This window comes from Halomonas sp. AOP27-A1-41 (assembly GCF_052378605.1).
GTDB classification, from domain to species: domain Bacteria; phylum Pseudomonadota; class Gammaproteobacteria; order Pseudomonadales; family Halomonadaceae; genus Vreelandella; species Vreelandella citrativorans.
The window spans coordinates 191,763-206,161 of the sequence record NZ_JBQSXT010000002.1 but is presented as its reverse complement, the minus strand read 5'-3'; the positions used below and the strand labels follow the sequence as shown (position 1 = coordinate 206,161).

The window sequence follows — 14,399 nt, the reverse complement described above, 5'->3', positions numbered from 1 at the left end:
TAACTGCTTAGAGGTGATGCATGCCAACGACCGAGGAGCTTTCTGCGCCAAAAGCCCCGGCGGCGAGGGTGACCTACCGCGCTGCTTTAGCGCGCGACGCCGCCGACCAGGCAGAAGTGTTTTACCATGCGGTCATGCAAGGCGCAGCCAGCCACTATGAGCTTAGCCAGCGGCGCGCCTGGGCCAATGCGCTGCCCCGTGAAGCCAGCGCCTGGGCGGTTCGCCACGCGCTTTACACCACACTGGTGGCGGTGTGCGACGGGCGCTGTGTGGGCTTCCTTGAGCTTGATGTGAAGGAAGGGCGTATCGAAACGCTGTATGTGTGGCCCTCGCTGACCGGGCGTGGTATTGGCACCACACTGTTGATTCATGCTGAGCGTATGCTGTTGGAGCAGGGAGTTGATCGCATCGAGATTGAGGCGAGCCTGATGCTTTATGACCGCCTGCTGCGCCGAGGCTGGGAAAACCTGGGCGAGCAGTGGGTTGAACGAAGCGGTGAGTCACTTCAGCGCTATCGGATGGAAAAGCGCCTGAGTGCGATTGAAACCTGAGCTTGAGACTAACTCTGAAGCTGACCCCTGGCTATACGCTATAGCTGCGGGTAATTCGCATGGAGAGATCAATGGACTGGATATCTTTGGTCAGCGCGCCGCTGGAAATACAGTCGATCCCCGTATCGGCAATCGCTTTGAGCGTAGTCGCATCGACATTGCCTGAGGCCTCAAGCGTGGCGCGCCCGCCGTTCAGTTCGACTGCTACGTACAAATCTTCAAGTGCGAAATTATCCAGCATGATGATGTCAGCCCCGGCCGCCAATGCCTGGTCAAGCTCTTCAAAGGTCTCTACTTCCACCTCTACCGGCACACCCTTGGCAAGTGTCCTTGCCTGACTCACCGCGGCCTTGATGCCGCCGCATGCCGAAATGTGGTTCTCCTTGATTAAGAATGCATCCCAAAGACCTATTCGATGATTGTGGCCTCCGCCGCACGTAACGGCGTATTTTTGCGCCAAACGCAGGCCGGGAAGCGTTTTGCGGGTATCGAGCAGGCGAACGCCGGTACCCTCAATCAAGTTGACGTAGCGGCGCGTTGCGGTTGCCGTGGCAGACAGCGTTTGTAACATGTTGAGCGCCGCGCGCTCCCCGGTTAACAAACTACGTGCCGGGCCTTCCAGTTCCAAAAAGCCTTGGCCTTCATCCAGCAAGTCACCGTCAGCGGCTAGCCAGCGAAGCGTGACGCGCGCATCCAACTGCTGAAAAATTTCATCGACCCACGCAGTCCCACACAGCACCGCAGACTCACGGGTAATCACCGTCGCCGTTGCCCACTGGTCCTCGGGAATTAGCTGGGCAGTAATATCGCCTGAGCCTATATCTTCGTTAAGCAGGCGAGTCACGCAGGTGCTGATCTCTTCAGCTAGCGCATTTTGGTTGTTCATGGCGGTGAGCTCTCTGGGCATGATCAAATGAGACCGGCATTATAGTAAAAGAGGGCCGCTAATGAGAGCAGTGAAAAGAGCGCGACGTAAAGGAGACTTTGTGGGTGATTAATGACCAGACACACGACGGCTGGTGGGGCAGGGCGCGCAGGGTTGACTCGCCCAATTATGATGCGCGACCTACTGATGACGTATCGTTATTGGTACTGCATGCGATCAGTTTACCTCCTGGGCAATTTAGTGGTGATGCGATAGAGGCGCTGTTCACTAATCAACTGGCAACGGACCAGCACCCTTTTTTTGCCGAGATTGCCCATTTACGCGTTTCAGCGCACCTGCTTATCCGGCGTGATGGTGAGTGCGTGCAGTTCGTGAATACGGATCAGCGCGCCTGGCACGCTGGGCGTTCACGCTGGTGGGATAGCCACGCCATGCAGTGGCGGCAGGCATTGAATGACATTTCACTGGGCATTGAGTTGGAAGGTGATGACATAACGCCCTTTACCAAGGCGCAGTACCACGCGCTGGCAGAAGTCACTCAGTGGTTAATGGTTCGCTACCCAGCGCTTGATGCGTCACGAATGACGGGCCATGCGCATATCGCGCCGCTGCGTAAAACGGACCCAGGGCCCGCCTTTGATTGGGCCTACTTTTACCAGTGTTTGGCGAAAATCCACCTTGATACGCTTTAAAAAGAGCGATTAAGTTGTTCAACGACAAGAAAATAAAACGGTAGTTTAGCTACACTGCCTACGCATAAAGGGTGATAGGAAGCACCGTCGAAGCGTCTATGTTGCAGTGCAATAGTTTGTTTTCGATACGCTTTTCCACTACTCCGGAATTGGCAGCGTGGCGACTTTGCGGTATCTTCCTATATACAAAAGGCTAACTTTTACGACATTTATGTAGCTTTACTACATTCAGTGGTCTGTAGCTCGTTGAATATAGAGCTAAAAAAACATTAGCGTTACCGCGCAAATGCTTTTCTGCGGTGGCCATCAATCACCGCAGCTGCCCCAAACCCGTACGGGTTGGCGGGGCTCATGTCATTTATCGTCATTCGGAGAGACCTCTATGAGTCTGGAGACAAGAGAAGATCTCGATCCGGTCGAAACCACGGAGTGGCTGGAATCCCTGGAATCGGTGCTGGATCGTGAGGGCGAAGATCGCGCCCGTTACCTGATGACCCGCCTGGCGGATCGATTGCGCCGGGACGGGATGAAGGTGCCCTTCTCGGTGACAACCCCGCACCGCAACACGATTCCGCTGCATCGTGAAGCGCGGATGCCTGGTGATCTGTTCATGGAGCGGCGCATTCGCTCCTTGATTCGCTACAACGCGATCGCCCAGGTCATTCGTAATAACCGGGCCAACCCCGGGCTTGGCGGCCACATTGCCAGCTTTATGTCATCGGCAACCCTTTATGATGTGGGCTTTAACCACTTCTTCCGTGCGCCTAAAGATGACTTCGCTGGCGACCTGATTTACATCCAGGGTCACGTAGCACCGGGCATTTACGCACGCTCCTTCCTGGAAGGTCGTCTGTCTGAAGATCAGATGGATAGATTCCGTCAGGAAGTAGATGGCGATGGCTTGTCATCGTATCCGCACCCTTGGCTGATGCCGGATTACTGGCAGTTCCCGACCGTCTCCATGGGCCTTGGCCCAATCCAGGCGATCTACCAGGCCCACGTGATGAAGTACCTGCATCATCGTGAAATGAAAGACATGTATGATCGCAAGATCTGGTGTTTCATGGGCGATGGCGAGTGTGATGAGCCGGAATCCCTGGGTGCCATCTCACTGGCAGGCCGTGAGAACCTGGATAACCTGATCTTCGTTATCAACTGTAACTTGCAGCGTCTGGACGGCCCTGTACGCGGTAACTCTCGCGTTATGGACGAGTTTGAAGGCGTTTTCCGTGGTGCCGGTTGGAACGTAATTAAAGTCGTTTGGGGTCGTCACTGGGATCCGTTGTTTGAGAAGGATAGTAAAGGCGTCCTTCAAAAACGTATGGATGAAGCGGTCGACGGTGAGTACCAGAACTACAAGGCTAACGGCGGCTCTTATACCCGTGAGCACTTCTTTGGTAAGTATCCTGAAACCGAAGAAATGGTTAAAGATCTTTCCGATGATGATATCTGGAAGCTCAATCGCGGTGGCCACGACCCGTTCAAGGTCTATGCGGCCTACCATGAAGCCGTTAACTCCACTAACGGTAAGCCGACGGTTATTCTGGCGCATACGGTAAAAGGTTACGGTATGGGTAGCGGCGATGGCGAAGCAGCCAACGAAGCGCACCAGGTGAAAAGCATGGAGTATGAAGCACTGCGGACCTTCCGCGACCGCTTCGGTATTCCGCTTTCCGATGAGCAGCTCAAGGAAGTGCCTTACTATAAGCCGGAAGATGATTCGCCCGAGCTTAAGTATATGCACCTGCAACGCGAGCGCTTAAACGGCTACCTGCCCAGCCGCAAAAGCGATTTTGAAGCGTTGGAAATCCCCACGCTTGAAGACAAAACCTTCGCCACGCAAATGGCCGGTTCAAAAGGTCGTGAAGTATCGACCACCATGTCCTTTGTGCGCGTGCTCAATGGCTTGGTTAAAGACAAGAAGCTTGGCAAGCTGGTCGTTCCGATTATCCCTGATGAAGCGCGTACCTTCGGTATGGAAGGTATGTTCCGTCAGCTCGGCATTTATACCGCCGAAGGCCAGAAGTATGAGCCGATGGATAAAGGCCAAATCATGTACTACCGCGAGGACCAGAAAGGTCAGGTTCTCGAAGAAGGTATTACGGAAGCCGGCGCGATGTCAGCGTGGATGGCGGCTGCCACGTCTTACAGCAATAACCACCTGACGCTGTTGCCGTTCTACATCTACTACTCGATGTTTGGCTTCCAGCGCATTGGCGACTTGGCTTGGGCCGCAGGTGACCTGCAGGCACGTGGCTTTATGGTCGGTGGTACCGCCGGGCGTACGACGCTTAATGGCGAAGGTTTGCAGCACCAGGATGGCCACAGCTTAATCCAGGCGTCGACCATTCCTAACTGCCGTAGCTACGACCCCACGTACGGTCACGAAGTCGCTGTCATCGTTCAGGATGGTTTGAAGCGCATGTTCACTGATAAAGAGAACTGCTTCTACTACCTGACCGTGATGAACGAGAACTACGAGCATCCGGAGCTTGAAAACGTACCGGTCGACGATATCGTCAAAGGCATGTACCTGCTGCGTGAGACGAAGGGCGACAAGGGCCGCGTTCAGCTGATGGGGTCTGGCACCATTCTGCGTGAAGTGGAAGCCGCCGCTGAGCTGCTCGAACAAGACTGGGGTGTTGGCGCTGATATCTGGAGCGTGACCAGCTTTAACGAACTGCGTCGTGAAGCGCTGCTGCTTGAGCGTGAATCCTTCCTGAATCCGGACGCTGAGGCCAACAAGCCGCACGTGACGAAATGCCTGGAAGGCCGTGACGGTCCGGTCATTGCTTCGACGGACTACATGAAGCTTTATGCGGATCAGGTCCGTGCATGGGTACCAGGCGACTATACTGTTCTGGGTACCGATGGCTATGGTCGTTCGGACACGCGTAAGAAGCTGCGTTACTTCTTCGAGGTAGATCGCTACTTCGTTGTTGTAGCGGCCCTGCGTGCACTGGCTGAGCGTGGCGAGATTGAACGTAAGCAGGTTGGCGAAGCCATGAACAAATATGGCATCGACGCTAACAAGCCGAACCCGCTGACCAGCTAAACCGCTGCCCGGCGGGTTAAGTACCCGCCGGCTCGATCCGATTTGAAAGGAGCGCGACCTTGAGTAGCGAAATCATCAAAGTGCCCGACATCGGCGGTAGCGAAGGTGTCGAAATCATCGAGATCGCGGTGTCGGAAGGCGACGTCATTGCAGCGGAAGACACCCTGATCACGCTGGAGTCTGATAAAGCCAGCATGGATATACCGGCCCCGAAGGGCGGTAAAGTCGTTAAAGTGCTGGTTAAAGAAGGCGATACCGTTTCCGAAGGTGACGATATCGTTGAGCTGGAAGCGGAAGGCGGCGGCGATGCCGAGGAAGAGGACGACAAGCAAGCGTCCGAACCCGAGCAGAAAGAAGCCCCTGCGGCCGAAGAGAAGCCCAAGGCCGAGCAGAAAAGCGCCAAGAAATCCGGTGGCGGTAAGCAAACCGTGGATATCAAGGTGCCGGACCTAGGCGGCTCTGACAACGTTGAGATCATCGAAGTCGCGGTGAGTGAAGGCGATAGTATCGATGCTGAAGATACGCTGATCACCCTGGAGTCTGATAAAGCCTCCATGGATGTGCCGAGCCCGCATACCGGTAAAATTGTCGCGTTTACCGTTAAAGAAGGCGACACGGTTTCTGAAGGCGATGTTATCGGCCAGATGGAAGTCGAAGGTGAAGGTGGCGACGAGGCCGACGATGAAGCGCCTGCTGAGGAAGAGGCGAGCGCCTCCAGCAGCGAGCCTGAAGATACCCGCAGCGACGACGCGGCCAGCGGCGAGCCAGAGCGCAAGGAGATCCGCGTTCCGGATATTTCCGGCTCTACCGACGTACCGATTATTGAAATCGGTGTGGCAGTAGGCGATGAGATCAGCGAAGAAGATCCGTTGATCACGCTGGAATCTGATAAAGCCTCCATGGATGTTCCCAGCCCCTATAAAGGCAAGCTCCTTGAGCTGACCGTTAAAGAGGGTGATACCGTTTCTGAAGGCGATATCATTGGTTATATGGAAGTAGCGGGCGCGAAGAAAGCCGCTTCCAAGCCAGCGCCGAAGAAGGAGACTGCTCAGAAAACCGCTGAGAAGAGCACTGCCAAGCAGAGCGCATCAACCGTAGGCGGTACGCCCAGCCCTGAAGCGCAAATGGCCGCGCACAAGCCGCGTGATGGCAAGTTGGTACACGCAGGCCCAGCCGTGCGTATGCTGGCCCGCGAGTTTGGCGTCGACATTGGCCTGGTTAAGCCCAGCGGCCCCAAAGAGCGCGTGCTCAAAGAGGACGTTCAGGCCTATGTGAAGCAGGTCATTGCGAACCAGGGCAAGGCGCAAGCATCGGGCGGAGCAGCTGCCGCCACGGGTGGCGCCGGTATTCCGCCGATTCCGGAAGTCGACTTCAGCCAGTTCGGTGAAGTAGAAGAGAAGCCGATGGGTCGCCTGTTGAAAATGGGCGCGACCAATCTGCATCGTAGCTGGCTCAACGTGCCCCACGTGACTCAGTTTGACGAAGCGGATATCACCGAGCTTGAGAACTTCCGTAAGTCGATGAAAGCCGAAGCCGAAGCGCAGGGTGCCAAGTTAACCCCGCTGCCCTTCCTGGTGAAAGCGTGTGCTTTTGCGCTGCGTAAGTTCCCGCAGTTTAACGTCAGCTTAAAAGGCGACGGCGAAACACTGGTATGGAAGAACTACGTTCATATCGGTATTGCTGTTGATACCCCTGATGGCTTGATGGTGCCGGTACTGCGTGATGCCGATAAGAAGTCCTTGATCGAGATTGCCAAGGACATGGCAGAGCTGGGTAAAAAGGCACAAACCAAGAAGCTCAAGCGGGAAGAGATGACCGGTGGCTGTTTCACTATTTCGAGCCTGGGTTCGATTGGTGGCACGGCGTTTACGCCGATCGTGAATGCGCCTGAGGTGGCTATTTTGGGTGTTTCCAAAGCCCAAATGAAGCCGGTTTGGGATGGCGGAGCCTTCCAACCGCGCTTAATGATGCCGCTGTCGCTTTCCTATGATCACCGGGCAATTAACGGGGCGGATGCTGCGCGTTTCACGGCATTCCTGGCGGATGTGTTGACCGATATTCGCCGCTTGTTGCTGTGATCAGGTTGTCGGCATGATGTGGATTGTCGTTGCGCCGTTTGATGCGGTATCACGGCAATCCACGCAGCAGTATATGAGAAAGTAGCTGCAAATTAGGTTTAGTCAACGGCGCCCAGTGATGGGCGCCGTTTGCGTTTAGCACTTCAAACGAGGCGGCCGGTGCGCCTGGCGTGCATCACTTGGCTGTTTTATTTAAAAAAATCTTACAAAAATACCCTTCTCAGGCTTTTGGGGAGTTGTGCCGCATGAGTGGCCCGGTTATTGTCGGTTAATTCATTTTATTGCGTTTTACTTTCAAGGAGCAGTGGCCATGCGTTTAATCCTGTTGGGTGCCCCCGGCGCGGGGAAAGGGACTCAAGCTCAATATATTTGCGAGCAGTTCAAGATTCCTCAGATTTCCACCGGGGATATGCTACGCGCGGCAATCAAAGACGGCACCGAGCTGGGGCTAAAAGTTAAAGAGATAATGAACAGTGGTGGCCTGGTGTCCGATCAGATCATTATTGACTTGGTGAAAGAGCGTATCAGCCAGCCAGATTGCGAGAACGGGTTCCTGTTTGACGGGTTCCCGCGGACCATCCCTCAGGCCGATGCCATGAAAGAGGGTGGCGTGAAGATTGACCACGTGCTTGAGATCGCTGTCCCGGATGAAGAAATTGTCAACCGCCTGGCGGGGCGCCGCGTTCACCCGGCATCCGGGCGTGTTTACCACGTCGATCATAATCCGCCTAAAGAGCCTGGCAAAGACGATGTAACGGGCGAGCAGCTTATTCAGCGTGAAGATGACCAGGAATCAACCGTGCGTAACCGCTTGTCGGTTTATCACGATCAAACGGCACCGCTGGTGGATTACTACCAGCAGTGGGCAAACAAGGACGCTGAAGCAGCGCCCCAGTACCACCGTGTTGAAGGCGTAGGCAGCGTTGCCGATATTACGCGCCAGGTAAAAGAAGCCCTTGGCTGATTAAACGATGCTCGCTAAGCCGATGGCCCGCCAAGCGCGGGCCATCGTCGTATGGGCGCACTAAAGGTATAATGTTCGACTACTTATCACGAGTGCGGAATTGCTATGTCGTTACACCTTCTTGCGCTAGATGCCTCATCCAGCGCCTGCTCGGTAGCACTGCTACGTCAGAACGGCGCTGACCGCGAATGTCTAGCGCGCTACGAGATGACGCCGCGTGCGCATACTCGGCGGTTAATGCCGATGGTGGACGAGCTGTTAGCGCAAGCGCAGATTACACCGGCGGCGCTCGACGCCATTGCCTTTGGACAAGGGCCGGGCTCATTTACTGGGCTGAGAATCGCTACCGGAACGGCACAAGGCCTGGCCTTTGGTTTGGACCGGCCATTACTCGGCGTCTCAACGCTCAAGGCGTTGGCTCTCCAGGCCCATCGGCGCTTTCACTTTCGCTATATCGTCACTGCTCTGGATGCGCGTATGGGCGAGATCTACGCGGCCACATGGCACTGTTTGAACGATAGCGTGAGTCTGGAACAAGCTGAAGCCGTGTTGGCCCCGGAAGCGTTTTCACTACCTGAAGCTGAAACTGACTGGGTCGGTGTAGGCTCAGGTTTTACGCTTTGGGAGCGCTTTGCAGCCACGGTGCAAGTGAGCATGAGCCAGCACCTGGTTGATATGGAGCCTCGCGCTGAAGAGATGGCCTGGTTGGGTGCCGATGATTTTGCGGCAGGGTTAGGTCAGCCGGCGCATCTGGCTCAGCCGGTGTATTTGCGCAATAACGTTGCCTGGAAAAAGCCGGCATGAGCCTGCCTGAAAAGGCCGTACTCCCAGAAGGACTGGCGCTTACGTATTGCGAGGGACGTTTAGTACTGGCAGGGGATGAAAAACGCTATGGAAAACCGCTAAGCGTTGATTTTGCTGCAGGTAAAGCAGCCCATCGGCGTCAGTTTGGCGGTGGGCGAGGCCAACTGGTTGCCAAGGCGTGCGGGCTTGCTAAAGGCGTGACGCCAAGCGTTGTCGATGCGACGGCAGGGCTTGGGCGGGATGCCTTTGTACTGGCCGCACTGGGCGCTCATGTGCTGCTGGTTGAGCGTGTCGGCGCGATTGCCGCGCTGTTGGAAGACGGCCTGCTGAGAGCCGCTAAAGCGCATGATATAGCTGATATCATCGCTCGCATGACCTTGCGCCATGGCGACGCGGCTCAGTCGCTTGAAGCGTTGGTTACCGAGGCCGCGTTTGATCCACAGGTCGTGCACCTGGACCCGATGTTTCCGCATCGGGAAAAGTCAGCGCTGGTCAAAAAAGAGATGCGCCTGTTTCGCGAATTGGCGGGCGATGACGATGATGCGCCGCGGTTGTTGGAAGCCGCTCTGGAGGTAGCGACACACCGGGTGGTGGTAAAACGTCCCCGTAAAGCCCCTCCGATTGCAGGCCCCGCGCCTCAGCATGTGCTGGAGGGAAAGACCAGCCGCTATGATCTCTATGTTAAGCAGTCGCTTCATCGTTGAGTCGATACGCATTACGCATTAACGAGGTATTTCATCAGGAGCAGAGCGCTATGAAGTATCAGCCCCTGACATGGCATGCGGGCAATCGGTTTACCCTGCTGCCAGAGGCGTCTCGCTTTCTACCCGCCATGCTTGAAGCCATCAACCACGCCAATCACTATGTGTTGGTTGAGCTTTACTTGATGGAGTCGGGAGCGCTTGCTGACCAGGTGATACAAGCACTAACAACGGCAGCCCAGCGGGGTGTAAGGGTGTATCTGCTGTTGGATGGCTTTGGTTCCAAGGGGCTTGCTAGCAGCGACCGCGAGCGGCTTCTCCACGCGGGCGTGGCGCTGCGCTTTTTCAATCCGGTGGGGCTCCACTCACTGGCTCGGAACCTTAGTCGTGACCACCGCAAAATTATAGTGGTCGATGGACAAATAGCCTTTACCGGTGGGTTTGGCGCCGTCGATGAATTTTTAGAGGCATGGTACGACATTGCCGTGCGTATTGAAGGCCCGGTCATCGCCGACTGGGAGATGCTTTTTCGCACCCTCTGGCGTTCGCGCTTAACACGCGCAGAGGATAAGCGTCCTCCGGCGCCTCTTCCTCAACAGCGCCAGGCAGAGGCGTTTGAAGGCGGGGCAATCGGCCGAGCCATACAGGGCCGAGGCTACCGGTACCAGGCGATTCGTCACTCGCTTTACCGCCGGGTGCAGGGCGTTCAAGGGCGTCTTTGGCTCTGTACGCCCTATTTCGTGCCTACGTTTACACTGCGCCGTCGCTTGGCGCGGGCTGCAAAGCGGGGCGTGGATGTACGCCTTTTGCTGCCCGGCGCGAAGCATGACCACCCCAGCGTGCGTTACGCAGGACAACGTTTTTATCAGTCGATGCTTAAAGCGGGCGTACGCATTTACGAATTCCAGCCGACGTTTATTCATGCCAAATTTGTACTCGCGGATGACTGGGTGAGTATTGGCTCGTGTAACTTCGATCACTGGAATCTGCACTGGAACTTGGAGGCCAATCAGGAAGTGATGGACGAGCGGCTTGCTCAGGATGTGTGCGCTATGTTTGAGCGTAATTTTTCGGCCAGCAAGGAAGTGCTGGCCGAGGAGTGGGCCGCGCGCTCATGGAAGCAGCGCGCCTTTGAATGGATATTTGGTACGCTGGATTCAGTGATTACCCGGCTTAAGTAACGATACCGGGTTGAATGAACACTGACTTAGCGGCGCTTGCGGCTCTTGGCAGGCGTTTTTTTGCGCGGCTTGGGTTTGGGCGTTTCCGGTGGAACGCGGTAATGCAAATACAAATCAAGCACGAGCTCTGGCAATTGCGCGACCAGGCTTTCCTGGTGTGCCGTGTCGCTTGCCATCTCGGCCATGTCGGGCTCATCATCAAATAGCCCGGAAAGCAGCATAAAGGGCAAAAGCAGTGTTGCCGCGGCTTCTTCATCCTCCTGGAACCACGCGCTTTCATCGCTGAAGACGCCTTCCATAAAGCCCGCGCACCAGTCGCCAATCGGTGTTTCTTCCGCAGGCAGCCCATCCAAGGTTAAATCAAAAGGTAGTTCAGGAAGCCCGCCTTGCTCCAGCACGGCCATTGCGTTGTTGCGCAGCAGGGTTAGCAGATTAACAATTTCATTGCGCTCGTTATCATCGGCATAGCGCGGTTCGCCTTGAAACAGCTCAACGAGCCACTGAGCCGGTGATACTTCGCTGGGAGCTACCGCGAGTGCCACGAGAAAGCCGTGGGCGGAGATCACGTCCAGCGCGTCTTCATCGACCTGGTCTGAGTCGAGGAAATCATCCAGCCTGTCGAGCTGCTCATCGGTCAGCAGTGGCTGCGGAGGGACAGTCTCTGGCGCGTTTGCATCGTCGGGGCGCTCTGCCATAGCAAGCCTCATGAGTTGGGTCGTTTAAAAAATGATACTAATGGGTAACCATCATTTAGGCATTCATTAATGACAAGTTTATCACTAATAGGCGCATCGCTAACGGGTACATTGCCGCTGCCGCCCTGGCCGGAAGATGAATTAGCGGCGCTGTCACCCGAGGCGCTACAAAAAGCGGCATTAAGCCGGGTCGAGCAAGCGTGGCAGCGCTGCCTGGAAGTGTATCCGCAGTTGCCGCGGCCCCGGGTATGGTTTGATTTAAAGGGCGCTTCAGCGGGACAAGCCCATTGGGGACGCGGTGGCCTGCGGTTTAATTTTATTTTGCTTAGTGACAATCGTACTGCGTTTTTTAACGATGTGATTCCGCATGAGATGGCGCATTGGCTGGTGTTTCATCTACGTGACGGGCGACGCTTAAAACCACACGGGCAAGAGTGGAAAACCGTGATGCGGGACTTGTTTGGGCTAGCCCCTCACGTTACCCACCGCTTCGACGTTCATAAGGCTCAGCCTGCACCTTACCGCTATCAGTGCGCCTGCCGTGAGCACCTGTTGACGGCTAGGCGTCATGCGCTAGTTAACAAGGGGCGCCGCTATCGTTGTCGTCATTGCCAGGAGACGTTGGTCTATATCGCTTACGACAATCATTGAAAGCCATCCAGGTTGCTGTTTTTTAAATAAAAAATGTTAATACCAATGTCTAAGAGGAAGCCGCCTAAGGGAGGTTTATGCTAGGGGAACATTCAGTGGTGTCGGGGCAACAAAGAATAATACCGACTACATTCCTATTGAGAGTGCGTTTCTACGGACATGAGGCAACTATGAGCGAACATCAAAACGTCTATCCGGTGCGCGATGCTATCGCCGCCAACGCCTGGGCCGATAAAGAAAAGTTCACGGCCATGTACCAGCAGTCCAAGGATGATCCCGAAGGTTTCTGGGCAGAGCAGGCCAAGCGTCTTGATTGGATTAAAGTGCCAACCATCATCAAGAACACCTCATTTAAACGGGATAATGTGGATATTCGGTGGTTTGAGGACGGCGTACTCAACGTGAGTGCCAACTGCCTTGACCGGCACCTTGAACAGCGCGGCGATCAAACGGCGATTATCTGGGAAGGCGATAATCCTGATGAATCCAAGCATATTACCTATCGTGAACTGCATGAGCGTACCTGCCAATTGGCCAATGCCCTGAAATCGCTGGGTGTTGAGAAAGGCGATACGGTGACGATGTACATGCCCATGATCCCTGAAGCGGCCATGGCAATGCTTGCTTGTGCGCGGATTGGTGCGGTTCACTCGGTCGTCTTTGGTGGCTTTTCGCCCGATGCGGTAGCCCAGCGGATTGTTGGTGCCGATTCCAAACTGATTATTACCGCCGACGAGTCAGTGCGTGGTGGCAAACACGTGCCGCTCAAGGAGAACGTCGATTCAGCACTTACTCGCGAAGGCACCGACGTCTGCAAGAATGTGCTGGTCGTAAAACGTACCGGTGGTGACATCGACTGGAAGGAAGGCCGCGATCTCTGGTTTGATGAATTGGTTGATCGACAGCAAGCGGTGTGCGACGCCGAGCCGGTGGGCGCCGAAGATCCGTTGTTTATCCTGTATACGTCTGGCTCAACAGGTGCGCCTAAAGGCCTTAAGCACACGACGGGTGGCTACCTTACCTACGCCGCCATGACTCACCAGTATGTGTTTGATTACCAGGAGGGTGAGGTCTATTGGTGTAGCGCTGATGTGGGCTGGGTGACCGGACACAGCTATATCGTCTACGGGCCGCTTGCCAACGGAGCGACCACGTTGATGTTTGAAGGCGTGCCCAGCTATCCGACTCACGGGCGCTTGGGTGAAATTGTTGATAAGCATAAGGTCAACATTCTGTACACCGCGCCCACTGCCGTGCGTGCCCTGATGGCCCATGGTGACAACGTGATGAGCACCAGCTCACGCGACAGCCTGCGCCTGCTGGGTTCGGTAGGCGAGCCGATTAACCCGGAAGCCTGGGAGTGGTTCTATCGGGTGATTGGCAACGAAAACTGCCCGATTGTGGATACCTGGTGGCAAACGGAAACCGGCGGCATCATGATTTCTCCGCTGCCAGGCGCAATGGATCTAAAGCCTGGCTCTGCCACGTTGCCCTTCTTTGGTGTACAGCCAGCCCTGGTGGACAACGAAGGCCACCAGCTTGAAGGCGCCGCCGAAGGCAATCTGGTGATCCTTGATTCCTGGCCGGGGCAGGCGCGCTCTATCTGGGGCGATCACGAACGCTTTGTGCAGACCTACTTCTCCACCTACGATGGCATGTACTTCACCGGCGACGGCTGCCGTCGTGATGAAGATGGCTATTACTGGATTACCGGACGTGTGGATGACGTGCTTAATGTGTCGGGCCATCGCATGGGCACCGCAGAAATAGAGTCCTCGCTGGTTGCGCACTCGGCGGTGGCTGAAGCGGCGGTGGTAGGTTTCCCCCACGATATCAAGGGGCAGGGCATCTATATCTATGTAACACTGAACGATAGTATTGAGCCATCTGATGAGCTTAAGAAAGAGCTGACCCAGTGGGTACGTAAAGATATCGGGCCTATTGCCTCCCCCGATGTGATCCAATGGGCGCCGGGGCTGCCTAAAACGCGCTCGGGCAAGATTATGCGGCGTATCTTGCGCAAGATTGCGGCCAACGAATGTGATGGCTTGGGGGACACAAGCACGCTGGCTGATCCCTCAGTGGTTGACGAATTGATTGAGCATCGAGCCAATCAATAGTAGCTTACTACTCAGTGGCTT

At 55.4% G+C, this 14,399-nt stretch carries 12 protein-coding genes; 10 read left to right on the top strand and 2 right to left on the bottom strand.

The features are described 5' to 3' along the window. Positions 1 to 20 precede the first annotated feature (20 nt). A complete protein-coding gene (locus tag ACT3TC_RS03085) occupies positions 21 to 551 on the top strand; it encodes a GNAT family N-acetyltransferase (RefSeq protein WP_172117409.1) in 531 nt (176 codons plus the stop codon). A gap of 31 nt (positions 552 to 582) precedes the next feature. Here the strand turns inward: ACT3TC_RS03085 and nadC are convergent, their stop codons facing one another. Then, positions 583 to 1,437: a carboxylating nicotinate-nucleotide diphosphorylase gene (gene nadC / locus ACT3TC_RS03080; protein WP_444639074.1), complete on the bottom strand. Its 855-nt coding sequence runs from the start codon at positions 1,435 to 1,437 to the stop codon at positions 583 to 585. Between the two features lie 107 nt (positions 1,438 to 1,544). Between nadC and ampD the strand changes: the two genes are divergently transcribed. The 7 genes from ampD to ACT3TC_RS03045 all read left to right on the top strand — a co-directional run bounded on the left by ampD (position 1,545) and on the right by ACT3TC_RS03045 (position 10,912). Beyond that, entirely contained in the window at positions 1,545 to 2,129 is a 585-nt protein-coding gene (gene ampD / locus ACT3TC_RS03075) for a 1,6-anhydro-N-acetylmuramyl-L-alanine amidase AmpD (protein WP_193053326.1), read from the top strand. Positions 2,130 to 2,511: 382 nt separating this feature from the next. Further along, entirely contained in the window at positions 2,512 to 5,184 is a 2,673-nt protein-coding gene (aceE, locus tag ACT3TC_RS03070) for a pyruvate dehydrogenase (acetyl-transferring), homodimeric type (protein WP_172117411.1), read from the top strand. Positions 5,185 to 5,243: 59 nt separating this feature from the next. Then, complete coding sequence (aceF, locus tag ACT3TC_RS03065) at positions 5,244 to 7,262, top strand: pyruvate dehydrogenase complex dihydrolipoyllysine-residue acetyltransferase (RefSeq protein WP_444639073.1); 2,019 nt, start codon at positions 5,244 to 5,246, stop codon at positions 7,260 to 7,262. Positions 7,263 to 7,572: 310 nt separating this feature from the next. Next, positions 7,573 to 8,226, top strand: coding sequence for an adenylate kinase (gene adk / locus ACT3TC_RS03060; RefSeq protein ID WP_172117413.1), 654 nt, complete (start codon positions 7,573 to 7,575; stop codon positions 8,224 to 8,226). Between the two features lie 105 nt (positions 8,227 to 8,331). Next, positions 8,332 to 9,030, top strand: coding sequence for a tRNA (adenosine(37)-N6)-threonylcarbamoyltransferase complex dimerization subunit type 1 TsaB (gene tsaB / locus ACT3TC_RS03055; protein WP_444639071.1), 699 nt, complete (start codon positions 8,332 to 8,334; stop codon positions 9,028 to 9,030). Further along, positions 9,027 to 9,734 carry a class I SAM-dependent methyltransferase gene (locus ACT3TC_RS03050; protein ID WP_441677230.1) on the top strand — a complete coding sequence of 236 codons (708 nt, stop codon included), beginning with the start codon at positions 9,027 to 9,029 and terminating at the stop codon, positions 9,732 to 9,734. Before tsaB ends, ACT3TC_RS03050 begins: the two co-directional genes overlap by 4 nt. 50 nt (positions 9,735 to 9,784) lie before the next feature. After that, complete coding sequence (locus ACT3TC_RS03045) at positions 9,785 to 10,912, top strand: phospholipase D-like domain-containing protein (protein WP_444639070.1); 1,128 nt, start codon at positions 9,785 to 9,787, stop codon at positions 10,910 to 10,912. Between the two features lie 26 nt (positions 10,913 to 10,938). Here ACT3TC_RS03045 and ACT3TC_RS03040 read toward each other — a convergent pair whose 3' ends face one another. Next, complete coding sequence (locus ACT3TC_RS03040; protein ID WP_441677226.1) at positions 10,939 to 11,607, bottom strand: YecA/YgfB family protein; 669 nt, start codon at positions 11,605 to 11,607, stop codon at positions 10,939 to 10,941. Positions 11,608 to 11,676: 69 nt separating this feature from the next. Here ACT3TC_RS03040 and ACT3TC_RS03035 point away from each other — a divergent pair, with 69 nt between their 5' ends. Together ACT3TC_RS03035 and acs are read left to right on the top strand one after the other, a co-directional pair. Next, a complete protein-coding gene (locus tag ACT3TC_RS03035) occupies positions 11,677 to 12,258 on the top strand; it encodes a SprT family zinc-dependent metalloprotease (protein ID WP_444639069.1) in 582 nt (193 codons plus the stop codon). A gap of 170 nt (positions 12,259 to 12,428) precedes the next feature. Further along, on the top strand, positions 12,429 to 14,378 hold the full coding sequence (acs, locus tag ACT3TC_RS03030; RefSeq protein WP_172117419.1) for an acetate--CoA ligase: 1,950 nt from the start codon (positions 12,429 to 12,431) through the stop codon (positions 14,376 to 14,378). The last annotated feature ends 21 nt before the right edge of the window (positions 14,379 to 14,399 follow it).